This is a genomic window from Anaerosporobacter mobilis DSM 15930 (assembly GCF_900142955.1).
GTDB lineage: Bacteria > Bacillota > Clostridia > Lachnospirales > Lachnospiraceae > Anaerosporobacter > Anaerosporobacter mobilis.
Map to the genome: position 1 here is coordinate 134255 of NZ_FRCP01000018.1, position 26246 is coordinate 160500.

A 26246-nucleotide genomic window follows, 5' to 3' on the forward strand; every position below is an offset into this window, starting at 1 on the left:
TTATAAGTCCTCCCACTTGTAATGTAAAGGTAATATAATACTCACGGTAGTGCCTTTATCTGGAACACTTGTTATAGTAAGACCATACTCTGTCCCGTAACATAGCTGTATACGTTGATAGATATTAAATAGTCCAATACTTGAATTTGGCCTTTTTTCGCGTGAGTGTATTTTATCTAATAATTTATCGTGTTCTTCTTCAGTAAGTCCGACGCCATTATCAGATACAGCAATAATAACAGTGTCGTTGGTGGAATCAGTTGAGACATTAATATGAATCATTCCATTGGATTCGATTTCTTCAAGCCCATGTATAATGGAATTTTCAACAATAGGCTGAATCAGTAGTGATAAAATATAATAATTGCTTGTACTGAATCCTGGTTCAATAGAGATTGCAAAGTTAATCTTATCTCCAAATCGTAATTTCTGAATGGTTAGATAGATTTCAATATATTCTAATTCTGTACGTAGGCTGATAGTAATACCAGTACTTTCTAAGTTGTGACGCATGTATTTGCCCAGTAATTTTACAGCAGTAGCAACGTCTTTATCTTGATTTGATAATGCTTTCATACGAATAGTTTCTAAGGTATTATATAAGAAATGAGGATTAATCTGACTTGAGAGCATTTCAAATTCTATCTTTTGTTGATGGTTTTTTAATCTTTGTTGATTGATTTTACCTTCATAAATCTCCTTATCCATCTCTTTAATACTGGTAATCATCGTAGTTAAATCTGAGTATACTTCACTTAATTCATCGTTACCAGTGAATCCATGTATAATGTTGTAATCGCCCTTACTAACCTTATGCATCTCTGAACGAAGGGTATTGATACGATTAGAAAAGTGGTTCGCGTAGAAGATTACAATTAGCAATGGTACAAAGACACTAAATAATAGTGTTCCTACGCAAATTAGTATGATTTGTTTGGTATCTTTCAAAGCTTCTGTATCAATTGTCACTATATATAATTTGTCTTGACTTTGTATAGGTATTAGTGTGGATAACTCTACAAGGGCTTCTTCTTCATTATAAAAGGCACTTCCTGAGTAAGTAAAATATTTTTGATCATAATCAATAGGAAGAGCAAGTGTTTCGGTTAATTTCTTTTCGTTACCATAGAAGATGAAATCTTTGTTTACCGTAATTATGGTTTTGAATGTATTATTATTAATGCGAGATCTCAAATAATTATTACTAATGTTCATAACAAGTAAAGCATAATCGCCCCTTTGCGTTATTGGGATTCGATAGGAAAAAGTCAATTCATTGGCGGGGTTAATTCCTTTGGAATCGGTTACAGTTCTTGTGTGCCAGAGATATCTGGCTGTATTAGAAGCTTCTTTATACCATTCCGTTCGTTGTATTTCAGGTGTGATTTTTTTGAAATTAGTATAATCTTGTATGGTATCATTCATGGTATATATTGTAATATTTGCTATTTCAGCATATCGTGATAAATATTTTTTGAATTTATCATAACTACCGATAGCTGCATTCGCTTCCTGCTTGGAACCATAGGTTGTTGATAGAATCTCCTGCAATTGATTATCCGAGAAAATCTCATCTGCTATGTTCTTAACGGAAGTAGTGACATCGAGAATAATACTTCGAACACGTATATTGTCAGAATTAATCTGAGCAGTATGATGCTTAATTAATAAGGAGCGTGTATTCAGTATTAAGTAGCAACCTACTATGGTAACAGGAATCAGAATTCCTAGTAAGTATACAGTGTATAGCTGGTTTTTAATTTTTAAAGTTATCTTTTTTTTAAAATTAACATGAAATGATAGCACGTATTAATCTCCTTATAGGCTCCTGTAGGTTAATCGTATAAGTAAAATATACCAAAAAAAGATGAATTGTAAAATTCATACCATATTAATAGAGGTTTTTTTAGTATATGTTATCTTAATTATACATAATTATTATACATTCAACATAATATTTTGTCAATTTTAGTGCTCGTTCTCTAAAAAAAAAGACAATTATATGGAATAATGATAGTATTTTTATATACAGGTATCATGTATGATACTTAAGTAAAAGTTTCGTAATTATATTTATAATAGCAACTATAGATATGGCTACATAAAAAACTCTGATTGAATTATATAAAGAAAAGGAATGCATACTATGAAAAAACTATCAATAGAACAGGAACATCACGTAAAATCACTGTTGGAACAATTAACACTAGAAGAAAAAATCGGAATGATTCATGGAAATGGTTTATTCAAAACAGCTGGGGTAGAGCGTCTTGGGATTCCAGCACTTAAGTTCGCTGATGGGCCTATGGGTGTCCGTAATGATTTTGAGAACGCCAAATGGAAAACAATTGGTCTATCCTATGACTTTGTATCCTATTTACCTAGTAATACATCTATAGCATCTACATGGAATAAAGAGGTAGCTTATCAAGTAGGACAAGTGTTAGGGGAAGAAGCAAGAGGACGTGGCAAGGACATGATCTTAGCACCTGGGATTAATGTGAAACGTAGTCCGCTATGTGGTAGGAATTTTGAATATATGAGTGAAGATCCATATCTAATCAAGGAATTAGCGGTTCCATTAATTAAAGGGGTGCAAGAAGCTGATGTAGCTGCCTGTGTGAAACATTTCGCCGCAAATAGTCAAGAAACAAAGCGACTTGAAGTAGAAGCTATCATTGATGACCGTGCTTTTCGTGAGTTATATCTTCCTGCCTTCAAAGCGGCGGTAGAAGAAGGTGAGTCCTATTCTATTATGGGAGCGTATAACCGCTATAAGGGTGAGCACTGTTGTCATAGCAAATGTTTGCTTGACGATATTCTTAGAGAAGAGTGGGATTATGATGGTGTGGTCATCTCTGATTGGGGCGGTGCACATGACACGGAACAAGCAGCCAATACAAGTCTTGATATTGAGATGTCGGTAACGGATAATTTTGATGAATATTTTATGGCAAATCCTTTAATAGAGGCAGTAAAGAGTGGTAAGGTTTTAGAAGAGCAGATAGATAAAAAGGTACGCAGAATTCTTACTATGATGGAACGTCTACACATGTTTAGCGAAGAGAGAAAATCGGGTTCTTATAATACGCCTGAACATAGGGCGGTGATTCGTAAAGCTTCGGAAGAGGGAGTTGTATTACTTAAGAATGAGGAGAATCGACTTCCGCTTAGTAAGAAAGTTAAAAAGCTTGCAGTCATTGGGCAGAACGGAGATATGATCCATAGTAATGGTGGTGGAAGTGCGGAAATCAAAGCACTTTATGAAATCTCACCATTATTAGGAATCAATATGTTACTTGGTGGTAACACAAAAATCCAGTACGCACCCGGGTACTATATTGAGCCTAAGAAGGAAGAAAGTGATGTGAATTGGCAGGAAAGTAGTCTTGAGGATATTGTAAATCGTAGTGGTAGCTCAGAAGGAGTTACACCTGAGAATACGAAGGATAATCAAGTCGATGAACATCTGATTGTAGAGCAGAAGAAACGTAAGGAATTACGAGAAGAAGCAGTCAAAGTGGCAAAAGAAGCAGACGAAGTTATTATAATCGGGGGATTAAACCACGATTACGATACGGAGGGAGCTGATCGTAATGATTTAATTCTTCCTTATGAGCAAGATGAATTGATTAAAGCAGTGTTAGAAGTGAAACCGGAAGCAGTTATTGTTATCATTTCTGGTTCACCTGTTGAGATGAGACAGTGGGAGAAGAATGCAAAGGCAATTGTTTGGACGTCTTATGCTGGTATGGAAGGGGGAACTGGGCTTGCTAGGGTATTGTTTGGTGATGTGAATCCTTCAGGTAAATTACCGGAGTCTTTCCCGATTACGATTACGGATTCGCCAGCACATTGCATCGGTGAATTCCCAGGAGATTTAGAGGTACATCATTCAGAAGGTATTAACATAGGATATCGATATTATAGTACCAAGAAGGTACCTACCCAGTTCTGCTTTGGTCATGGGTTATCATATACTACATTTGCATATGAGGATTTAGTAATTGACAATTCTTTAGTTGGTAGGATAGATGATAATACAGTGATAGATAGTGTGAAAATAACAGGTCAAGTACGTATTACCAATATTGGAAATCAAAGAGGTGCAGAAGTTGTTCAGATCTATGTATCACCTGTAGAAAGTAAGGTTGAACGTCCAGAAATTGAGATAAAAGGATTTGAAAAAGTTTCTCTTGAACCAGGTGAATCTAAGATTGTAACATTTTCACTTGATAGTAGTGCATTCTCCTACTATGACGCAGAAGAAAAAGCGTTCGTTGTAGAACCAGGAAAATATACGATACGTGTTGGTAGTTCCTGTGAAGATATTCGTGTAGAAGCAGATGTTATACTGTAGAGAATTATAGAAACGCGATAGAATTGTTTGTACTTCTTTTGTTTAGTTATAAATAACATAAGTAATTCTAAAGTATCATTACCCCTTAAATCCTTGACTGCGCTTTCTGGCAATAGTACAATTATCGTTAGAATAAAGAAGTCGATTACGTGGACTTTTATGACGTCTTAAGAGTTAATAAGTCGGAATATTGAATAGATACGATAAGGAAAGGCACAGGGATAAGTATGCATAGAATAGGTATAATTGGTGGCGGACAACTAGGTAAGATGATGATTCTTGATGCGAAGAGATTGGATTACTATTTCGTGATTCTAGATCCAACGAAGAATTGCCCTGCGGATAGCATTGCAGATGAACATATCGTTGCTAGCTTTGATGATGTTGAGGCAATTAAGCAATTGGCAGAATGTGTAGATGTAGTAACCTATGAATTTGAACATATTAATGCGAAAGCTTTGCAATTATTAGAAGAGCAAGGACACAAAGTCTATCCATCAAGTGAAACGTTACTTCATATTCAGAATAAACTGAATCAAAAGGATTGGCTACGTAAACATAAGATACCTGTACCAGATTATTTGGACGTTAATGGAATAGAGGAAATCCTACAAGCTGGAGATAAGTATGGATATCCAATAATCTTAAAGACATGTACCGGTGGCTATGATGGTAAGGGTAATGCAATCATCAGGGCACGGGAAGAAGTAGAAACTGCATATGACTGCCTTGGAGCAGGCAAATTTCCATTAATGGTAGAAGAATTCGTACCATTTCAGAAAGAAGTGTCGATTTTTGTATGTAGAAGTGCAAATGGAGATATTAAGGTATTCCCTGTTGCGGAGAATGTGCATGTGAATAGTATTCTTGATGAAACAACAGTTCCAGCTGTAATCTCTAAGGAGAGCACAGACGAGGCAATGGAGATTGCTAAGAAGACAATTGAAGTATTTGGTTGTTGTGGCATGCTTTGTATTGAATTGTTTGTCAAGAAAGATGGACATATCCTTGTTAATGAACTAGCACCAAGACCACATAACTCTGGTCATTATACAATCGAAGGTTGTTATACGTCGCAATATGAAAATCATATTCGTGCGATTCTTTCTCAACCACTTGGGGACACTTCTCTTATTCGTCCGACGGCTATGAAGAATATAATAGGACAGACAAATGGAGACGCTAACGTTCAAGGTCTTGAAGAGGCATATCAAAAACCAGGTGTGAAGATTCATCTATATGGTAAGGATAAGGTTGCCGTTGGTCGTAAGATGGGACATATAACAGCAACAGCAACAACGATAGAGGAAGCCTTAGAAGCTGTTCGCTTTGCACATGAGAAGATTAGTTTTTAATAATAAATAATAACGAAATGAGGATGATGGCATGGCTAAGATAGGTATTATCATGGGGAGTGATTCTGATCTTCCAGTAATGAGCAAGGCAGCAGAGATATTAGATGAGTTAAAGGTAGAATATGAATTAACAATTGTATCTGCACATCGTACTCCAGATCGTCTGTATGATTATGCAAAGAATGCGGAAGGAAGAGGAATTGAAGTAATTATAGCGGGTGCAGGTGGAGCAGCGCATCTACCAGGTATGACTGCCGCTATGACAGTTCTTCCTGTTATTGGTGTTCCTGTTCAGACAAAAGCTCTTGGTGGAGTAGATAGTTTATATTCAATCTGCCAGATGCCACCAGGTATTCCGGTTGCAACCGTTGCAATTAATGGAGCTTTGAATGCGGGATTATTAGCAGCGAAGATCCTTGCTACCACAGATTTAGATTTAAGAGAACGTTTGAAAACATATGCGAATGGATTGAATGATATGGTTCTTGAAAAGGCAGAAAAACTTGAGACGATTAAGTATCAAGCATATTTGAATCAATAGAGATTTAGGAAGGTTATAAAGTTGGTATCAATTTTGTAACCTTCCTATTATTTATGTGTGGATTTAAAAGTATTATCTAGTTTGATAGTTTAAATAGTCTGGTGTCAGTTTTTACGTATTCGGTATAGCTTAGCACCATGAGTAGGAACCGTTACAGTAGGAGTTGTACTATCGGAGAGAGAATTGAATTCTAGTATTTCATTTGACCATAATTCTGTAAACTCTACCGCTTCTAAGGATTCAAGATTTAACCATTCTGGTTGTAGTTCAATGTCTCCTTCTTCCTCTAGATTGAAGATAGCTAGGTATTGTACATCTTCATGTAGATCTTCAGAATACCAAACAGCTTGTTTATCGCTTCGCATAATTTGTCTTGCATTATGATTACCTGTTAATAGATGCAACACATTCCTGTTTGTAATAAGGTTTAGTGTCCATTCATCAAGTTTTGGAAGTTCTGCACCTAACATCATAGGAGAGCGGAATATGGACCAAAGTGTCATCATTGTAATCTGTTCTTCTTTGGTAAAGTTAGTCAATCGTTCTGCATGGAATCCCTTACCAACAAAGCCAACAGGTAACATATCACAATCAGGATAGCAACCAGTAGAGACATGGTTTTGCCAATGTTCACAACGTTCGAACATATTTAATAGAAGAGGCCAAGTATCCCAGAAATCATCTGTAATTCTCCACATGTTGGCATAACGTTCATAATGCCAAGCTTCCTCTAATTTAGCTGGCCCAGGGGATAGGCTTAATACCATCGGACGATTACAATTATTAATTGCCTCATGCAACATAACGATTTCTTCTTTGGCAGAAGCTGCGTCCATACGACAAATATCGTCACATTTGATAAAATCAACTCCCCACTCCGAGTATAGTTCAAAAATAGAATTGTAGTATTCCTTTGAACCAGATTTACTTGGAAATACTCCATACATGTCTGGATTCCAAGAACAGATGGAACTAGGATCAGCAATTTCATTTGCTGTTATAGTTGTCCCCTTAATTGGCGTATGCATATGTGCTGCTATACGAGGAATTCCTCTCATAATATGAATACCGAATTTGAGACCTAAACTATGGATATAGTCTGCTAATGGTTTGAAGCCATTTCCATTAGAAGCAGAGGGAAAACGGTCGGGACATGGAAGAAGGCGAGAGTATTCGTCCATGGCTACCTTTTCGAAGGGAATATACTGATATTGATCTCTTTTCGTACCTACGTTATAAGCGTACCACTGAATATCTACCACAACATATTCAAAACCATAAGGCTTAAGGTATTTCGCCATATAGTCGGCATTTCTTTTGATATCTTCCTCTGTAACGGAGGTGTCGTAATAATCATAACTGTTCCACCCCATCGGTGGAGTTGGTGCGAATGTGTTTTTATCCATAATATGTACTCCTTTATATATTTACTGTTTATAGTCAAATGACTAACTACTGTTTATTTCATTATACATATGGTACTCTTATATAGAAAAGAGGACTAATACTGCATAAGGGGGTAATATTTTGATATACGGTAATTATGGGTTTGCTAACATAGATTCATTTACTACGAACTTGCTACATATCTATGATTTTGGGGTGGAACATCGTAAAGATGAAAACTATGATTATAATAATGCAAAGCGAAAGGATTATGATGGTTATCTTCTACAATATACGTTAGGAGGCAAAGGATATATCGAGATGGATGGAATGACTACAGAATTAACATCTGGGAAAGCATTCTTGATACCATTTCCTCATGACAGTAGATATTATCTTGGCAAAGAAGAAGGTGAGGAATGGAGCTTTTGTTATGTTCATTTCAATGGTTTAATTGCGGACACGTATTATGATCACATAAGTAAAATGCAAGGAAATATAGTATCAGTAAGTGAGAATAGTCAATCGATTCAAACATTTATGAAAGAGTATCAAGCGGTACAAAACGGAAAGCAATATGGTCAATATAACAATAGCATCTTCTTGTACCAATTTTTGATGCTGTTATTGCAAGATATAGAAACTCCTACACACAGTATAAGAATCGGTTGTGTTGACAAAGCGGTAGATTGGATGGCACAGAATTTCTCTACTCAAAAGAACCTTTCGGAGATGTGTATGGAGATCGGAGTATCCTTAGCGCATCTAACAAGGCAATTTCACCAACAAAAGGGAATTACCCCTATGCACCACCTTAGAAACATTCGCTTGGAGCATTCTCTTGTATTATTATCATCCACTGTATTGACAGTAGAAGAAATCGCACAAGAATGCGGATTTTCTAGTGCAAATTATTATGCTAAAGTATTTCGCAAATCTTTTGGATTAACACCTACGGCATATCGAACGGCACATACAATAAGAAGGTAGTTCTTAACAAAAGTTAAAGTAGTTGAACTTATAGATAATTCAAATATTATTAATCACTCTAATAAGTAACATAAGAAATTAATACAGTGCAAAATAAGACAAAGATCGAAAAATGTGGTAAGATAACTTATGTGAAGCAATGATGTTGCTTCTATGGATTACACGAAAACGAGTAACTTTATAAAATCGTTGGAATTAACAGGAGGAAAGTAACATGGATTACAAAAAAGCTGGCGTTGATATTGAAGCAGGATATAAAGCAGTTGAACTTATGAAGAAACATATTGGACAAACAATGAGAAGCGAAGTTCTTACGAACATAGGTGGATTCTCAGGAGCTTTCTCACTTGCTAGTTTTAAAGATATGGAGGAACCAACTTTAGTATCTGGTACAGACGGAGTTGGAACAAAATTAAAACTAGCTTTTATCCTTGATAAACATGATACAATCGGTATTGACTGCGTTGCAATGTGTGTAAACGATATTGCATGTGCAGGTGGTGAACCATTATTCTTCCTTGACTATATAGCATGTGGCAAGAACGAACCAGAAAGGATTGCAACGATCGTTAGCGGTGTTGCTAATGGCTGTGTTCAATCAGGTGCCGCTTTAATCGGTGGTGAAACTGCAGAAATGCCTGGTTTTTATCCTGTTGATGAATATGATCTAGCAGGTTTTGCAGTAGGTATTGTCGATAAGAAAAAATTAATAACAGGACATAACATGAAAGATGGAGATGTTTTAATCGGTATCGCTTCATCTGGTATTCATAGTAACGGATATTCATTAGTAAGAAAAGTATTCAATATGAACCGTGATGCGTTAGAAACTTACTATGAATCACTTGGTGCAACTCTTGGCGAAACTTTATTAACTCCAACAAAGATTTACGTGAAGGCATTACGTTCTCTTAAAGACGGTGGAGTTACAGTGAAAGCTTGTAGCCATATTACTGGTGGTGGTTTCTACGAAAACATTCCAAGAATGCTTCCAGATGGAGTTCACGCATTTGTTAAGAAAAATAGTTATGAAATTCCACCAATCTTTAATATGCTTGCAAAAGATGGCGAAATCGCTGAACAGATGATGTACAACACGTATAACATGGGTCTTGGTATGATGGTTGCAGTTGACCCTACTCAGGTAGATGAAGCAATTCGTCTTATCGAAGCAACTGGTGAGAAAGCATATATTGTTGGTGAAGTTAAGAGTGGAGACAAAGGTGTAACTCTAGAATAGGGAATTCATAATTGACTAGTGATATAAGAATGCATGTAAGGAGAAATCGTATGAAGATTGCAGTTTTGGTTTCTGGAGGAGGTACAAACCTTCAGGCGATTATTGATAAGGTTGAAGATGGTACAATTCGAAATACAAGTATTGAAGTAGTAATAAGTAATAAAAAAGATGCGTATGCATTGACCAGAGCGACCAAGCATGGAATTGCATCGGAATGCATCTCTCCAAAAGATTTTGATAAGAGAGAAGATTTTAATAGGACTTTGGTAGAGAGAATTAATTCATATAAGGTAGATCTAATTGTCTTAGCAGGATATCTAGTTATTCTTCCTGAGATCCTTGTTAAGGAATATCCAAATCGTATTATTAACATACACCCATCATTGATTCCATCTTTTTGTGGGCCAGGAATGTATGGTCTGAAAGTACATGAGGCGGTTCTCGATAGAGGAGCGAAGGTTACTGGTGCAACAGTGCATTATGTAGATGCTGGTGTTGATAGTGGCCCTATTCTATTACAGAAAGCTGTTGAAGTAGAACAAGAGGATACGGCAGAAGTATTGCAACAGAGAGTTATGAAACAAGCTGAGTGGTTGATATTACCCCAGGCGATTGATTTGATTGCGAATGGTAAAGTAGAAATTATAGATAGTAAAGCAGTGATAAAATAAGAGAGGTGACGAAACAATGAAGGTACTTATCGTCGGTAGTGGCGGAAGAGAACATGCAATTGCATATTCCGTATCAAAGAGCAATCATGTAGATAAAATCTATTGTGCTCCAGGTAATGCTGGAATAGCGGGACTTGCAGAATGTGTTACTATATCACCAATGGAATTAGATAAGTTGGCGGATTTTGCTGAAGAAAATAAGATAGATTTAACTATTATCGGTATGGATGATCCACTTGTAGCAGGTGTTGTTGATGTTTTTGAAGCAAGAGGATTACGAGTTTTCGGACCTAGAAAGAATGCAGCAATCATCGAAGGATCGAAAGCATTCTCGAAAGACTTAATGAAGAAATATAATATTCCTACTGCTGCTTATGAAACATTTGACTCCGCTGATGAAGCAATCACGTATTTAGAGACAAGTGCGTATCCAATTGTATTAAAAGCAGATGGATTAGCATTAGGAAAAGGCGTTTTGATCTGTAATACATTCGAAGAAGCTAAAGATGGCGTGAAGTCTATTATGCTTGATAAGCAATTTGGTAGCGCAGGTAACCGTCTCGTAATTGAAGAGTTTATGACAGGAAGAGAAGTATCAGTTCTTGCTTATTGTGATGGAACCCATATCAAACCGATGACAAGTGCACAAGATCACAAACGTGCCAAAGATGGAGATCAAGGTTTGAATACTGGTGGAATGGGTACATTTTCACCAAGTCCATTCTATACCAAAGAAGTAGATGAATTCTGTGAAAAGTACGTATACCAAGCAACAATGGATGCGATGAAAGCAGAAGGAAGAGACTTCACAGGAATCTTGTTCTGTGGATTAATGTTAACAGAAAAGGGTCCAAGAGTATTAGAATATAATGCTAGATTTGGTGATCCAGAAGCACAGGTTGTATTACCTCGAATGAAGAATGATATCATTGAAGTAATGAATGCTTGTATCGATGGAAAACTAGATGATATAGATTTACAATTTGAAGATAATGCGGCCGTTTGTGTAGTTCTTGCATCAGCAGGTTATCCAGAAAAGTATGATAAAGGAATTAAGATTACTGGATTTGAAAACTTTGAAGGAAAAGATGGTTACTATGTATTCCATGCTGGAACGAAAGAGACAGAAGAAGGAATTGTAACCAATGGTGGACGTGTTCTTGGTGTAACAGCTAAGGGTTCAACATTAAAGGAAGCAAGAGCCAATGCTTATGAAGCAACGAAATGGATTGATTTCTCTAACAAATACATGAGAAATGATATTGGTAAGGCAATCGACGAAGCATAAAATTGGAGTTGTTGTATGAGATAGATATCTCGTATAGCAACTCTTTGTAAATTATGTGCAGCCTTATTTGCAGTATGGCACCTACCTTCATATGGAAACAACTTACCACAGGCTCTGATTACTATTATACCAGCTAGATTAGTTCTTAACTATCTATTTAAGAAAACTGATTTAATTTGGGTAACTTGGGTTGTTCATGTATCATTTGACATTATTAGTTTCCTTCCAATATTGCTTAAATAAAAAGAAGTATTATGTTATTTATGATTTATATGTTACATAATTAATATCAAATAATTTAAGGCCATAATCACATGAACCTAGTGTGATTTGTGGCTTTAATTTATTTTTTGATTTCTCAATGGTCTAACTTTTGTCATGACAATCAATCGAATAATTATCAATTAAATTATCTACTGAAAGTTGAAATGGTAATAGAGTCAACTATAATAATAGATATAGAAAGGGAAAATATAGATAAGTTGAGAATAATTAGAAGGAAAGTGGAAAACCTTATAAGGAATGTGTACTTTAGAATAGGATTCAACTGAAAATACTGAGTAGTTGAATAAATAAAAAAATCTTATAAGGAGTGAAATACGTTGCATCAATTTATAGCAGATTATCTAAGTAAATTTATTCATATTCCTTTTGCAATAAATATGAAGGAAGAGCATCTTAAAGTAGGGGAAGAAGAACCTGAATTCACTGTTACAATTAACGAGGGAATAAGCAAGAAAGAATTATTAACAAGTACATCGTTAGCTCTGGGGGAAGGATACATGAAGGGAATTATTGAGGTGGACCGCGACTTGTACGATGTCTTAAATCTCTTCCTAGGTAATATGGAATCCTTTAATAGAAATAAGTCTGAATTAAAGAAATTGTTCCATCCGAATATGTCTAAGAAACATCAAAAGGAAGAAGTATCCTCTCACTATGATATAGGGAATGATTTTTATTCATTATGGTTAGATGAAACATGGAGCTATTCCTGTGCGTATTTTAAGAAAGATTCGGATACGTTATACGAGGCACAATGTAATAAAGTGCATCATATACTTGAGAAATTACATTTAGAAAAAGGGATGACTTTGCTAGATATCGGTTGTGGTTGGGGCTTCTTGTTAAAAACCGCTGCAAAAGAATATGGAGTGAAAGGGTATGGAATCACACTAAGTACAGAACAGTATGAAAAATGTAAAGCAGATATCGAAAAAGAAGGACTAGAAGATTTAGTGACGGTAGAACTTATGGATTATCGTGATCTTAAAAAGTCTGGACTACAATTCGACAGAGTTGTTAGCGTTGGTATGCTTGAACATGTTGGACGTGGCCAATACGAAGAATACTTAGAGTGTGCTAGTGCAGTAATGAAACCAGGTGCATTATTTTTGTTACATTATATTAGTGGTCATAAGGAACACTGTGGAGACCCTTGGATTAAGAAATATATTTTTCCTGGTGGTATGTTACCTAGTTTTAGAGAGATTATTAGTCTGTTACCAGAGTATCATTTTTATACTCTAGATGTGGAGAGTTTACGTAGACATTATAATAAGACTTTAATATGTTGGAGAAAGAATTATCTTGAACATGCTGAGCAAATTAAAAAGGAAAAGGGAGAGGAATTCTTCCGAATGTGGGATGCGTATCTTGCTTCTTGTGCAGCCACATTTTTGAATGGTGTTATTGATTTACATCAGATTTTAATGTCTAAAGGTGTGAATAATGAATTACCAATGAATCGAGTTGTATAATTAGAGTGAATGCTAACATGAAAGGACAATCCATGAAGATTGTCCTTTTTGTATGCGACGGTATGGTTAATCCAATTATGTGTAAATAACCATTTCCATAGATGCGTATTCGTATTATATTCCTTCTTAATGTGACAAAATGCCATGAAAATGCCATAGATATTCAGTATTTTTTATTATATAAGGTGGAATTAAGTTGCAAGGTTGGAAATTATACACAAAAAAGAATTGTGTGAAATAAAATAAGGTATGTTAAGAACAGGAATGAGTTGAGTTTGAGGAAAGATGATTTCATGCCTTAGCTACGAATTCTCACTTGTCTCATGAATTTAATAGAGGTATAAAGGGTAGGCCGATGCTATCGACCTAGGTCGTTTAACTGACCTAAAACATGGAAGATAAGAACAGAGTAGAATAATACTCTATGGCATTAAGAAAGGAGTTATTTATGAATAGGAAAGGATGGCATAAGGTATTAATCCTGCTATTGTGTATTGTGATGGCATGTCCGTCTACTATTTTGTTATCGAAAGAGGAGAAAGCGCAGGCGGCGACAGCTACACTCAATTTACCTGCAAGTATCACAGCCACGAAGTTGAATGTTAGAACGAAAGCATCTCGTACGGCAACACAGTTAACGGCATCAAAAACCAAGGTATCATTACTACAAGGAACTAAGGTTACAATCTTATCAGAAAAGATGGTTAATAAAGAAAAATGGTATTATATCTCCTTCAAGTGGGAAGGTAAGACTACGAAGGGTTACGTATTAAGTGATTATGTGAAGTTAACACTAAAAGATTCCGTAGCGGCCAAAGTAAATAGTAGTACTAAAGTTAAAATAAGAAAAGCTGCGGGTAGTACAACGTATCTGAAAGTATCGAATAAAACGATATCATTAGCTAATAAAACAAAATTAACAATTACGAAAGAAGTAACGAAAAAGGATGTTAAGTATTTCTGTGTGGAATTTACATATAGTAAGAAAAAACATACAGGTTATATTGAAGCCAATAAGGTGTTGTTCACTCCTCCCGTTGCTGAGCCTGAGAGAAAACCGATTGATACTGGTAAAGTAACAACGAATAATCTAAGAGTTAGAGTAGGAGCGGGAACAACGAAAGAACAAATGGTTGATTCGTCTGGTGCGAAGGTTTATCTCTCAACTGGCGCTAAAGTAACCATCTATTCTGTTACAGAGGTATCAGGAATGGTTTGGTATGAAGTTGATTTTACTCACAATGATAAAGTTGTGACAGGATTTATCTCAGGTGATTATGTTAAGTTGGATTCAGAAGAAGGTACCGATGAGGATACCCCGAAAGACGACCCATCTACGGAAAACCCTCCAAAAGAAGATCCGAAACCGGACGACAATAATCCTGGTGGTGACACTCCGGGAGACGATAGCTCTACAGAAACACCTACAGAACCATTATCGGATGCACAATTTGAGCAAATGATGGTAACACAGGGATTTCCAGAAAGTTATAAGCCATATTTAAGATCATTACACAGTCAGTATCCACATTGGCAGTTTGAGGCTTATCATACTGGACTTGATTGGAATACAGCAGTTACTAAGGAAAGTGTGGTTGGTAAGAACCTAATTCCAAACAGTAAGAACATTTCATGGAAATCCATGGAGTCAGGTGCGTATAAGTGGGCTACGGACAGTTTCGTAGTATTCGATGGTTCTACTTGGGTAACGGCGTCAAAAGATATTATCGCATATTATATGGATCCAAGAAACTTCTTAAATCCACAAGGAGTTTTTCAGTTTGAATTGCTGTCATATCAAGAGCAGTATCAGACTCTAAACGGTCTTGAGAATATATTAAGTGGAACACCAATGGCTGGGACAAATTATACGTATGTAGATGAGGAGGGTGTAACACAGACGAAGACGTATGCGCAGACGTTTATAGATGCAGCAAAATATTCGGGGGTTAGCCCATATCATTTGGCTTCACGAGTAAAACAAGAAGTTGTTACATCGAGTAAGACATTTAGTACAAGTGCTACAGGAACTGTGAGTGGATATGAAGGGTTATATAATTTCTATAACATAGGAGCAACCCATAGTACAGTAGCGGGTGGAGCGGTTGCTAATGGATTGAGATACGCAAAGAATGGAACCACGAATGCAGCCAATAATGCCTTGTATCTCATTCCGTGGACAAGCCCATATCGTTCCATTGTAGGTGGTTCTTATGTTATTGGTTCTACCTATATCAAAAGAGGACAGAATACAATATATCTTGAGAAATTTAACATGACGCCAACGTCAACATATTCACATCAATATATGGCCAATGTTCAAGCCGCTTGGTCAGAAGCAACAAAAACATTCGCTGCATATAGTAGTATGGACAGTGTACCAATTGTATTCTCAATTCCAGTATTCCTTAACATGCCGGATGTACCAGCTACATTACCAGCAGATAAGCTTAATCCAAACAACTGGCTTAAGACATTAAAAGTAGAAGGATTTGCAATTACTCCATCATTTGATGCTTCAATTGAACAGACATATGGCTTAATTGTTGATGCTAGTACAGATTCTATTGTTATTAATGCAACAGCAGCGAGTAAAAAAGCAACTGTTAACGGCGTGGGCAGAGTATCACTTAATGTGGGAAGCAACGAAGTTGTAATATCAGTAATTGCTGAGAATGGAGATAAACGAGAGTATAAGCTTAACGTAATTCGTTTATCGGAATAAAAGGGGTAAGGTTGAATGAAGCAAAAGAAGAATGCATTACTAATATATATTCTATTGATAAGTTTATTCGTAAACTTGATACCAAGTATAGCGGTGAAAGCAGCAAGTGCTACAGTTTCGATTACGTTAAAGGACACGGAGATAAAACTGAATGATACGTTCAATGTCATCGTTAAAGTTGAGGCAACGGATACAATTGGAGGATTTGAAACATTTCTTACGTATGATGAAAGCAAAATGGAATTCATTAGCGGTGGAAGCTTGGTAAGCGGAGGAGATGGAATTCTTCGTGTTTCTGATATGAATCCTGAGAATATTGCTAAGAGTCGTAAGTATATATTGCAATTTAAGGCCGTTGAACAAGGAAATGCACAGATTGAGACGATGGATCAAGCCTATGTATACACGTATGAAGATTCTGCGGAGATGTCAGTTTCAAGTAATCGTTTATCCATTAGTATTGGAACGGATGAGAAAGTTTCGAACAATGCAAAGTTATATTCTTTACGAATCAGTCCAGGTGTATTATCGCCTGAATTTGCTGACAACACAACAAAGTACACTGCAGAAGTTGAGAGTGATGTTAATGAACTTGTAATAAGTGCCATGGCTCAAGATGGGGACGCGAAAGTAAAGACAAAAGGTAATAAAAGTTTGCATGCAGGTCCAAACGAAGTGAATATAATAGTAACAGCACCTTCTGGTGATCAAAAAACCTACACAATTGTGGTTACGAAGCAAGAAGATCCTACTAGTCAGAATGGACAGACGGAAGGTGAGGGAGAAGATACTCCTGATGAAACAGAAGATGAAATTACAGAAGATGATATCACAGAGGCAGATCAAGAAACACTAGAATCAGAAGGGTATCTAGTAACAGAAGAGGGTGAGAGTATAACACTACATTTTTCTTCTGCATATGATATTGTACCATTAGAAGATTCTAGTATGATTCCAAGTGGCTATGAAGAAACAACGATGAAATTACAAGGAGTTGCAGTAACTGTATATGAGCCAATAGGTGGAGAATTTGTTGACTATGTGTTATTGTATATGAAAAAAGGTGATAGCGAGCCACAATTCTATCGCTATGATAAGACCGAGAATACAGTACAAAGATATGAGGAATCCTATGATCAACCAACTACAACAACCACAAGTAAGGTAACAAAAGATGAATATGCGAAGAAACTAGCGAACATGAAAATCTTAGTAGCTGTTAGTTGTGTAATTGCATTAATAGCCACACTAGTAGTAATTAGACTTTTAGTTAAATTACGTGGTGTAAAGGATGATGAATTTTTCTAAATTATTCTGCTTGGCTCTGAACAGTTACAAGATGTGAATGATTAGAATGTGATAAATTGAGTGTTTATAATTTAGAGCAGAGTAGTATACTTATGATAGAGTATACTACTCTGTGTTTATATACCACTTGACAAAGACTTTATATTTGTTATACTAATCGTATAACAGATATAACTAAAAGAAGGTGATACATGTGATTGTACGTATTGATTTTAATAGCGATGAAGCGATATATATTCAGTTAAGAAATCAGATTATACTAGGAATAGCAAATTCTGAATTCAAAGAGGGTGATAACCTACCATCTGTTAGAGAATTAGCAGAAAATATAGGAATTAACATGCACACCGTTAATAAAGCATATACTATATTAAAACAGGAAGGCTATCTAAAACTAGATCGAAGAAAAGGTGCTGTTATTTCAGTGGAAGCGGACAGATGCAAGGCAATGATGGATATGATGAATGTTTTGCAGGTGGTTTTAGCGGAAGCATATTGTAAGGACATTACCAGAGAAGAGGTTCATGAAGCGGTAGATAATATTTTTAATGAATTTCTTTAATGAAGTAACAGGATTGTTCGTCTTGTATTTGAAGTGTCGCATCAAGGAGGCAATAGTATGTTATGTAATAGATGTAAGAAGAGAGATGCGAAGATTTATTATACAGAAGTAGTTAATGGTGAGATGAAAGAACAACACTTGTGTGAGGAATGTGCTGCAGAATGTACTAGGTTTCACATGAGTTCTACATTTGTTAATAAAAATGTTTCTGTTGGAGATATCTTAGCAAGTATACTTGGAAATTATAGAGGCGCATCTAATTCTAAAGCGAATGAAAAAGCAGATAAGAAAGCGGATACACAAGGAGAAGAAGAGAAGAAAGATGATGCATTACGTTGTGAGCATTGTGGAATGACGTATGAACAATTCTTACAACAAGGAATGGTTGGTTGTGCTAAATGCTATGAATATTTTAATAAGGTATTGTCTAGAAGCATAAAGAGTCTTCATGGTACAGATGTCCATGTTGGAAAGCAGCCAAAAGGTTATGTATCATGGATGAGCAAGATTGTTAATGAATTATCTGAGATAGAGAAGAAAAGCATTCTTTTACAAGAAGCGATAGAGAAAGAGGAATTCGAAGAAGCAGCAAAATTACGAGATGAGATTCGAAGGTTGAAAGAGCGAGAGAGAAATACCACAAAAAAAACTGGTATTGGTAAGGAAGAATCTAATAGGGAGGAAATCAACAATGCCTAAATGGTATGAAGAACAGAGTAAACAAAGCGATGTTGTGATTTCTAGTAGAATACGGCTTGCAAGGAATTTTGCGAAATATCCATTCTCTCCAAAACTCACCTTAGAACAGGCAGAACTGCTATGTGAAGAAATTCATAATCACTTAGAAGAAAAGAAGACAAAGCTTGAAGAAATAGTTGGAAAGTATTATTATTATAATGTAATAAAAGCTAGTGAAATTGAAAAGGAAGCTTTGGTTGAGAGACATATTATAACGAAGAAATTAGCACAGAAGAAGCAACCTACAGGAGTCATTATGACAGAAGATGAAAGTGTAAGTCTTATGTTGAATGAAGAGGACCATATACGCATACAAGCAATAAGTAGTGGCATGAATTTGCTACCATTACTAGAGAAAGCCAATGCAATTGATGATTTCATCTCAGAATCATTACAGTATGCATTTGATGATAAATTAGGATATCTAACAAGTAGTCCTACGAATATTGGAACAGGATTACGTGCATCTATAATGGTTTATCTTCCGGCACTTGGAATATCTGGTAAGATGGATAAATTAATAGATGAAGTAAGTCAACAGGATGTATCCATTCGTGGAGTATATGGTGAGGGTAATAAAAGTCTCGCATATATCTATCAGATATCAAATTGCAAGACCATCGGTATGTCAGAATGTGATATCATACAAAATCTGATTACGATTGTAGATCAAATTATTAAACAGGAACGGAATCGAAGAGAATATCTATTAGATTCTAATTTTGATAAGTATGAAGATCAAGTATATCGTTCCTATGGAGTTTTACGTTATGCAAAGCAGATATCAACTGCGGATGCAATGACGTTACTAGCGCAGATTAAATTTGGCTATGATTCAAAAATTATAGCAAGCGAAGAAACACCATCTTTTTATAAATTAATGATGGCCATCCAGCCTGCTAACTTGCAGAAAATATTAGGTAAGAATGCAGGAGTGAAAGAAAGAGAAAGAGCAAGAGCGAAGTTCTTGAATGAAAGTTTGCCTGAATTAATTCATTTGTAATAAAAACACTTTGTAAATCATGGCTGAACTATAGCTAACAAATCACAGCGAAAGGGAGTGTACAAAATGAACGATCGATTCACAATAAATGCGAAAGAAGCATTACAGGTAGCAGCAGATTCTGCCTATCGATTAATGCATAGTTATATAGGAACAGAACACCTTCTAATAGGTCTCATTAATGCCGAGGGTGTAGCGTCTAAGGTATTAGAAGAGAATGGGGTAGACGAAGGGAAAATAATAGATTTAGTAAATCAATTAATTGCTCCGAATTCTAATGTAGAGGTATTAGAAGCTGGAAGTTTTACTCCTAGAGCAAGACGTATTATAGACCAAAGTTATAGGGAAGCGGTTCGTCTTAAGTCTCAAACAGTAGGAACAGAACACCTATTAATAGCTCTACTCAAAGAGTCGGATTGTATTGCAGTCCGTCTTATGAATACATTAGGTGTGAACATTCAAAAGTTATACATCGACCTATTAACTGCTATTGGTCAGGATAGTAATGCTGCTAAGAGTGAATATACCTCTAACAAGAATAAAACTAAGGGTAAATCCTCTACACAGACATTAGATCAATATAGTCGCGACCTAACGGCTTATGCAAGAGAAGGAAAATTAGATCCTGTCATTGGTAGAGAAGACGAGATCCAAAGAGTTGTTCAGATTCTTAGTAGAAGAACAAAGAATAATCCATGTTTAGTTGGTGAACCAGGCGTAGGTAAAACAGCCATTGCAGAAGGTTTAGCACAAAAGATAGTAGAAGGAAACATTCCAGAGACAATTAAAGACAAGAGAGTACTAACACTTGATTTAAGTGGTATGGTTGCCGGTTCTAAGTACCGTGGTGAATTCGAGGAGAGAATTAAGAAGGTTATCCAAGAAGTAATGAATGATGGAAACATTCTATTATTTATTGATGAGATTCATACGATAATTGGTGCTGGTGGAGCAGAAGGTGCAATCGATGCATCGAATATCTTGAAACCATCATTAGCTAGGGGTGAGATTCAATTAATTGGTGCCACTACTAGAGAAGAGTATCGTAAATATATTGAAAAAGATGCGGCCTTAGAAAGAAGATTCCAACCAGTAGTTATAGAAGAACCTTCTGAGGAGGAAACGATTCTTATCTTGAAAGGGCTACGGGATCACTATGAGGCTCATCACCAGGTTACCATTACTGATGATGCACTGGTTGCAGCAGTACGTATGTCAAACCGTTATATCAATGATCGTTATCTTCCAGATAAGGCAATTGATGTAATAGATGAGGCTTCATCAAGAGTACGATTAAGTGCATATATGGCTAGTCCTGATATTAAGAGACTTGAACAAGAGAATGAGCGTTTAGAAGAAGAAAAGGAACAAGCTATTAAGAATGAAGCGTATGAGAAAGCTGGAGAGATTAAGAAACAACAAACAAAAAATGTTGAAGAATTAAATAGACTTCGTGCGCAACAAGAAAAAGAGAAAACGGAGAAGGAGATGGTAGTATCTCCTAGTGAAATTGCTGATATAATCTCTGGATGGACGAAGATACCAGTTAGTAAATTAGAAGAAGAAGAAAGCAATCGTCTACGTAATCTTGAGAAGATTCTACATGAGAGGGTAATTGGTCAAGAGGAAGCAGTTGCCGCTGTTTCAAAGGCAATACGTAGAGGACGTGTGGGACTTAAAGATCCGAATCGACCAATTGGTTCTTTCTTATTCTTAGGACCAACAGGTGTAGGTAAGACGGAATTGTCAAAAGCGTTATCAGAGGCGATGTTTGGCAATGAGAATGCTATGATTCGTGTTGATATGTCTGAATACATGGAGAAACATAGTGTGTCTAAGCTTATAGGTTCTCCACCAGGATATGTAGGTTATGATGAAGGCGGTCAGTTAAGTGAGAAAGTACGTCAAAATCCGTACAGCGTAATTCTTTTTGATGAGATTGAAAAAGCCCATCCGGATGTGTTTAATATCTTATTACAAGTGTTAGATGATGGTCATATCACTGATGCACAAGGAAGAAAAGTAAGCTTTAAGAATACGATTATCATTATGACTTCAAACGCTGGTGCAAGTCGTATCATTGCTCCAAAACAACTTGGATTCACAACACAAGTGGATGAAAAAGAAAATTATAAGAAGATGAAAGAAGGGGTTATGGAGGAAGTTAAGAGACTCTTTAAACCAGAATTCATTAACCGTATCGACGAAATTATCGTATTCCATTCACTAACAAAAGAAAATATAAAAGATATTGTTCGTATCATGTTGCAAGTTATTGCAAAACGTACGAAAGTACAACTTGATATAGAACTTGAATTCACGGAAGCTACCATTGAGTTTATAGCAGACGCTGGATTTGATAAAAGCTATGGAGCTCGTCCACTTAGAAGATCGATACAGACGAATATTGAAGACAAGCTAGCGGAAGAGATATTAGATCAAAAAGTAGGGATTGGAAGTCGTGTTTGTATTGATACCATCGATAAGAAAGTAGTATTTCAGATGCAGTAAGGAATAGAAAAACTATATTAATAGATATTTAATAAAAATCACGAAAGATTCACTAGTAAAAAGCTGTCGATTATTATATAATGTGATTATATTAAAGAATAAAAAGTAACTATTCGTAACTATGTTCTTCATGTGATGATTGTAAGGGATTTCATTAATGAATATTGAAACCTGCAAAACCGAGTGCATTTATGTAATACGGACTTAATATATCTTTCATGAAGACACATTGGGGGACATTAGTTTGAATATCTTTAATAACAGTACAAACGATACTTTGTGGTGTGTATGCCATTATAGAGGATTACAAGTCAAGAAGAGATAGAAATGATGTGCTGTATAAAAATGGAGGGTTCTGTAATGACAGTAGTTGAAGAATTAATTCGCAAAGAGAATAATGGAGCAATTAGCTTTGGTAACTATACATTAGACCAAAAGTCTAAAGTTTCAGATTTTGAGCATAATGGAGATTTGTATAAAGTAAAAACGTTTAAAGAGATTACGAAACTTGAGAAAAATGGAATGTTTGTTTATGAGTCAGTACCTGGTACTTCTGTATTCTCATTTAATGCAACGGATAAGGATATTCAATTTGTTGTTGAAGGCTCTGAAGATGTACAAATTACTTTAGAATTAGAACCTGAGAAAGAATACAAAGTATTCGTTGATGATACAAACGTTGGTAAGATGAAAACAAATTTAGGTGGTAAATTAGTTGTAAGTGTAGAGTTAAGTAACGGAAAACAATCAAAAGTTAAGGTTGTTAAACTATAGACGTAACTATTTAGTTACCCACAGCCGCAGCGTATAACGTGAATTAATAAGAGGTAGCTTGATATCCAATACATAGGAAGTTGAGCACCTCTTATTTTTTATTGGATAACATAGTGTATCAAATTTTGTGGTTGTAGTTTATTGTTATAAAGCAGGAAGGATTAAAAAAAGGACTGTAGGAATGGCGAAAGCAAAGAACGTATTTTATTGTAAAGAATGTGGATACGAATCAGCAAAATGGGTCGGTCAATGCCCGGGTTGTAAGGGATGGAATACATTCGTTGAAGAACCAGTGGTAAAGAGAGCAATAGCAGGAGCGAATAAGGATCGTAGAATACAAATCGAACCAACTAAGCTTAGTAATGTTAATTGTGATACGGATGAACGATTTAGTACAAGTTTTGGTGAACTAGATCGTGTTCTTGGCGGAGGTATTGTTGTTGGATCATTGGTATTAGTTGGTGGAGATCCCGGTATAGGGAAATCCACGTTGTTATTACAGATGTGTAAGGAATTAGCATCTAGACATAAGAATATACTATATATCTCTGGCGAGGAATCTTTAAAGCAAATCAAGATGCGTGCAAGTAGACTAAGTTATTCGGAAGGTGATTTACTTCTATTAAGTGAAACTAACCTTGACTTAATCGAAGATGCAATTAAGAAAATAAATCCAGATGTAGTAATTATTGATTCGATACAGACTATGTTTCGAGAGGATATCGGATCTGCACCAGGAAGTGTAAGCCAAGTAAGAGAAACTACACATAGTTTAATGCAGATAGCTAAGGGGATGGGGATCTCCATCTTTATCGTTGGTCATGTAACAAAAGAAGGAGTTGTGGCTGGACCAAGAGTACTTGAACATATGGTAGATACTGTGCTATACTTTGAGGGAGACAACCATGCTTCCTATCGTATATTAAGAGCAGTTAAGAATCGTTTTGGATCAACGAATGAAATTGGTGTTTTTGAGATGCGCAATGTCGGACTTGTAGAGGTTACGAACCCTTCTGAATATATGTTACAAGGTAGACCAGAAGGAGAATCGGGTTCCATTGTAACATGTGCGATGGAAGGAACAAGACCAATTATGGTTGAGGTACAAGCTTTAGTTTGTCAGACGAATTTTAATATGCCTAGAAGAACAGCAGCAGGTACCGATTATAATCGTGTTAATCTTCTATTAGCAGTAGTTGAGAAACGTCTAGGGTTACAACTTGCTAGTTGTGATGCGTATATTAATGTTGCTGGAGGAATGAAAATCAACGAGCCAGCATTAGATATGTCAATTATATTAGCTGTTATGTCTAGTTACAAAAATCGTCCGCTTGACGGAAAAACAATTGCGTTTGGTGAAGTTGGCTTAACAGGTGAAGTACGAAGCGTAAATCAAGCCGAACAACGAGTGATTGAAGCAATGAAGATGGGATATGAGACCTGTATTCTTCCTCAAGTTAACAAAGAAGTAATTGATATCAAGGGCATAAAACTCATTGGTATTAAGACATTGCGGGATTTATCACAGTTTTTATAATAAATAAAGTAGTAAGCAATTGCGAAACTCTTGGTAGTAGGCAGCCTTAAAATACAGATATGTTGTCGACATGGAAAAGAGTTTTGCAATTTCCTAAATAGAGAGTGAAAGTGCGAAGGGAGATAAAGATTATGGGTGATAATCAAAATCTTGAGATTGTTGAGGAATTAAAAGAAATAACAAGTAAGCAAGGTACTTATCTAGACAATATGGTGATGGTGATGAATAATCTATATGCATCACAACAAAAGGTAGAGCAAAACGCGTTTGATTCTATCAACAGTGCGGATACTTCTTTAAACTTAGTAAAAGAAGGTATGGAAAGTATAAAAGAATTATCAGAAAAGATTACATTATTAACAGCAGCAGTTTCTGCGGCAACTAAGAACATGGAAGACTTGGAGAAGATGACTTCTATGATTATGGGATTTGCGAATGTAATTGCAGGTATTTCTAATAAAACGAATATGCTATCGTTAAATGCTTCTATTGAAGCAGCACGTGCGGGAGAACATGGACGTGGTTTTGCAGTAGTTGCAAATCAAGTAAATCAATTAGCTTCACAATCCGCAAAAGCATCGAAAGAAATCTCTGATACAATGAAGTCAGTTGTTTCCTTTAATGAAAGTATGGGAAATGATATGAATAAAATTCTAGAAATCGTAGATATACAGAATACGATGGCTGATAGCGTTGATGAAGTATTCAAGAAGATTCTTGACGCTGCATATGCTTCAAATGATGCTGCGCATAGCGTAGAACATGAAGTAGCATATCAAAGAGATATAACAGAAGATGCTAAGAAATCCGTAGAAACATTATCAGCAACATTAGATCAAGTACATAATGTATTAATATAATTTTGAGAGGTTGTTACACGAAGAAAGTGTGTAACAACCTTTTTAGGTGCATATATCATATAGCATTTTACCTTTTAATACTATATTTCTAATATAATTGAAAATAAAATGTATAAATAGAATTATATAACTTATACTAGACATGGAGTTAAGAATTTGTTTGAATAAAGTAATAAAAAACACTTTACAAATGATTTCAACTCTGTTATACTAGACCAAGTCAGCTAATGAGTTGTAGAAAATGAACAAACAATTCTGAAAAAAGTAAGAATTAAAACAACTCAGAAAATAATGAAAAAACTTGTTGACAAACGTCGAAAGATGTTGTAAGATATAACAGTCGCTTCTGACAAGAACAGAAAACAAAGATTTGAAATGAAAAATGTTTGAAAAAAGTGCTTGACAACAAGGAAGCAACATGATAAACTAGATAAGCTGTCGCAAACGACTGAGAGATGTCGAAAAGCGGTACAACTTATAGAAACATTAGAAAACAAGATTTCAATGTATTGAAATTTGTTGAAAATGTAAAGTGATGAACATTGAAAATTGAACAGTGAAACAACCCTGAAAATTCTAATCGTATTCACAAGTTTTACTTGATAGAATGCGAAAAAAGATTTTCAAAAAATAAACG

The 26246-nt window shown here is 35.7% G+C and carries 20 protein-coding genes; 18 read left to right on the forward strand and 2 right to left on the reverse strand.

Features of this window, described 5'->3' with window-relative positions:
- A complete protein-coding gene (locus tag BUB90_RS17300) occupies positions 1-1806 on the reverse strand; it encodes a sensor histidine kinase (protein ID WP_073289700.1) in 1806 nt (601 codons plus the stop codon).
- Positions 1807-2146: 340 nt separating this feature from the next.
- Between BUB90_RS17300 and BUB90_RS17305 the strand changes: the two genes are divergently transcribed.
- From BUB90_RS17305 to purE, 3 genes are all read left to right on the forward strand, one after another.
- Positions 2147-4360: a beta-glucosidase gene (locus BUB90_RS17305; protein WP_073289701.1), complete on the forward strand. Its 2214-nt coding sequence runs from the start codon at positions 2147-2149 to the stop codon at positions 4358-4360.
- Positions 4361-4587: 227 nt separating this feature from the next.
- Positions 4588-5715 (forward strand): 5-(carboxyamino)imidazole ribonucleotide synthase, encoded by a 1128-nt coding sequence (purK, locus tag BUB90_RS17310; protein WP_073289702.1) that lies wholly within the window; start codon positions 4588-4590, stop codon positions 5713-5715.
- Positions 5716-5746: 31 nt separating this feature from the next.
- Positions 5747-6256: a 5-(carboxyamino)imidazole ribonucleotide mutase gene (gene purE / locus BUB90_RS17315; protein ID WP_073289703.1), complete on the forward strand. Its 510-nt coding sequence runs from the start codon at positions 5747-5749 to the stop codon at positions 6254-6256.
- 104 nt (positions 6257-6360) lie between these two features.
- On the opposite strand, the gene BUB90_RS17320 is transcribed toward purE, so the two are convergent.
- Positions 6361-7662, reverse strand: coding sequence for a glycoside hydrolase family 27 protein (locus tag BUB90_RS17320; RefSeq protein ID WP_073289704.1), 1302 nt, complete (start codon positions 7660-7662; stop codon positions 6361-6363).
- Positions 7663-7783: 121 nt separating this feature from the next.
- On the opposite strand from BUB90_RS17320, the gene BUB90_RS17325 reads away from it, so the two are divergent.
- The 15 genes from BUB90_RS17325 to BUB90_RS17395 all read left to right on the forward strand — a co-directional run bounded on the left by BUB90_RS17325 (position 7784) and on the right by BUB90_RS17395 (position 25609).
- On the forward strand, positions 7784-8632 hold the full coding sequence (locus BUB90_RS17325) for an AraC family transcriptional regulator (RefSeq protein WP_073289705.1): 849 nt from the start codon (positions 7784-7786) through the stop codon (positions 8630-8632).
- A 214-nt stretch (positions 8633-8846) separates the two neighbouring features.
- The gene (gene purM, locus BUB90_RS17330; protein WP_073289706.1) at positions 8847-9872 is read left to right on the forward strand and encodes a phosphoribosylformylglycinamidine cyclo-ligase; all 1026 of its coding nucleotides are present in this window, start codon (positions 8847-8849) and stop codon (positions 9870-9872) included.
- A gap of 50 nt (positions 9873-9922) precedes the next feature.
- Positions 9923-10543, forward strand: a complete 621-nt coding sequence (purN, locus tag BUB90_RS17335; RefSeq protein ID WP_073289707.1) for a phosphoribosylglycinamide formyltransferase — start codon at positions 9923-9925, stop codon at positions 10541-10543.
- A 16-nt stretch (positions 10544-10559) separates the two neighbouring features.
- Positions 10560-11831: a phosphoribosylamine--glycine ligase gene (purD, locus tag BUB90_RS17340; protein WP_073289708.1), complete on the forward strand. Its 1272-nt coding sequence runs from the start codon at positions 10560-10562 to the stop codon at positions 11829-11831.
- Positions 11832-11864: 33 nt separating this feature from the next.
- The gene (locus tag BUB90_RS24450) at positions 11865-12074 is read left to right on the forward strand and encodes a CPBP family intramembrane glutamic endopeptidase (RefSeq protein ID WP_408605956.1); all 210 of its coding nucleotides are present in this window, start codon (positions 11865-11867) and stop codon (positions 12072-12074) included.
- Positions 12075-12433: 359 nt separating this feature from the next.
- Positions 12434-13591, forward strand: coding sequence for an SAM-dependent methyltransferase (locus BUB90_RS17350; protein WP_073289709.1), 1158 nt, complete (start codon positions 12434-12436; stop codon positions 13589-13591).
- A gap of 448 nt (positions 13592-14039) precedes the next feature.
- On the forward strand, positions 14040-16316 hold the full coding sequence (locus tag BUB90_RS17355; protein WP_073289710.1) for a cadherin-like beta sandwich domain-containing protein: 2277 nt from the start codon (positions 14040-14042) through the stop codon (positions 16314-16316).
- A gap of 15 nt (positions 16317-16331) precedes the next feature.
- Positions 16332-17624 carry a cohesin domain-containing protein gene (locus tag BUB90_RS17360; protein ID WP_073289711.1) on the forward strand — a complete coding sequence of 431 codons (1293 nt, stop codon included), beginning with the start codon at positions 16332-16334 and terminating at the stop codon, positions 17622-17624.
- Between the two features lie 193 nt (positions 17625-17817).
- Complete coding sequence (locus BUB90_RS17365; protein ID WP_073289712.1) at positions 17818-18186, forward strand: GntR family transcriptional regulator; 369 nt, start codon at positions 17818-17820, stop codon at positions 18184-18186.
- A gap of 57 nt (positions 18187-18243) precedes the next feature.
- Positions 18244-18885 carry a UvrB/UvrC motif-containing protein gene (locus BUB90_RS17370; RefSeq protein WP_073289713.1) on the forward strand — a complete coding sequence of 214 codons (642 nt, stop codon included), beginning with the start codon at positions 18244-18246 and terminating at the stop codon, positions 18883-18885.
- Positions 18878-19927, forward strand: a complete 1050-nt coding sequence (locus BUB90_RS17375; protein WP_073289714.1) for a protein arginine kinase — start codon at positions 18878-18880, stop codon at positions 19925-19927. Before BUB90_RS17370 ends, BUB90_RS17375 begins: the two co-directional genes overlap by 8 nt.
- Before the next feature lie 66 nt (positions 19928-19993).
- The gene (locus tag BUB90_RS17380; RefSeq protein WP_073289715.1) at positions 19994-22438 is read left to right on the forward strand and encodes an ATP-dependent Clp protease ATP-binding subunit; all 2445 of its coding nucleotides are present in this window, start codon (positions 19994-19996) and stop codon (positions 22436-22438) included.
- Positions 22439-22798: 360 nt separating this feature from the next.
- Complete coding sequence (locus BUB90_RS17385) at positions 22799-23212, forward strand: endosialidase (protein ID WP_073289716.1); 414 nt, start codon at positions 22799-22801, stop codon at positions 23210-23212.
- A gap of 181 nt (positions 23213-23393) precedes the next feature.
- Positions 23394-24749 carry a DNA repair protein RadA gene (gene radA / locus BUB90_RS17390; RefSeq protein WP_073289717.1) on the forward strand — a complete coding sequence of 452 codons (1356 nt, stop codon included), beginning with the start codon at positions 23394-23396 and terminating at the stop codon, positions 24747-24749.
- Positions 24750-24880: 131 nt separating this feature from the next.
- On the forward strand, positions 24881-25609 hold the full coding sequence (locus BUB90_RS17395) for a methyl-accepting chemotaxis protein (RefSeq protein WP_084139346.1): 729 nt from the start codon (positions 24881-24883) through the stop codon (positions 25607-25609).
- The last annotated feature ends 637 nt before the right edge of the window (positions 25610-26246 follow it).

Coding starts and splice junctions, on each gene's coding strand:
- BUB90_RS17385 (WP_073289716.1), top strand. CDS start 22,799: ATGACAGTAGTTGAAGAATTAATTCGCAAAGAGAATAATGGAGCAATT.
- BUB90_RS17320 (WP_073289704.1), bottom strand. CDS start 7,662: ATGGATAAAAACACATTCGCACCAACTCCACCGATGGGGTGGAACAGT.
- BUB90_RS17355 (WP_073289710.1), top strand. CDS start 14,040: ATGAATAGGAAAGGATGGCATAAGGTATTAATCCTGCTATTGTGTATT.
- purN (WP_073289707.1), top strand. CDS start 9,923: ATGAAGATTGCAGTTTTGGTTTCTGGAGGAGGTACAAACCTTCAGGCG.
- BUB90_RS17370 (WP_073289713.1), top strand. CDS start 18,244: ATGTTATGTAATAGATGTAAGAAGAGAGATGCGAAGATTTATTATACA.
- BUB90_RS17395 (WP_084139346.1), top strand. CDS start 24,881: ATGGGTGATAATCAAAATCTTGAGATTGTTGAGGAATTAAAAGAAATA.
- BUB90_RS17380 (WP_073289715.1), top strand. CDS start 19,994: ATGAACGATCGATTCACAATAAATGCGAAAGAAGCATTACAGGTAGCA.
- BUB90_RS17375 (WP_073289714.1), top strand. CDS start 18,878: ATGCCTAAATGGTATGAAGAACAGAGTAAACAAAGCGATGTTGTGATT.
- purM (WP_073289706.1), top strand. CDS start 8,847: ATGGATTACAAAAAAGCTGGCGTTGATATTGAAGCAGGATATAAAGCA.
- radA (WP_073289717.1), top strand. CDS start 23,394: ATGGCGAAAGCAAAGAACGTATTTTATTGTAAAGAATGTGGATACGAA.
- BUB90_RS17305 (WP_073289701.1), top strand. CDS start 2,147: ATGAAAAAACTATCAATAGAACAGGAACATCACGTAAAATCACTGTTG.
- BUB90_RS17360 (WP_073289711.1), top strand. CDS start 16,332: ATGAAGCAAAAGAAGAATGCATTACTAATATATATTCTATTGATAAGT.
- purD (WP_073289708.1), top strand. CDS start 10,560: ATGAAGGTACTTATCGTCGGTAGTGGCGGAAGAGAACATGCAATTGCA.
- purE (WP_073289703.1), top strand. CDS start 5,747: ATGGCTAAGATAGGTATTATCATGGGGAGTGATTCTGATCTTCCAGTA.
- purK (WP_073289702.1), top strand. CDS start 4,588: ATGCATAGAATAGGTATAATTGGTGGCGGACAACTAGGTAAGATGATG.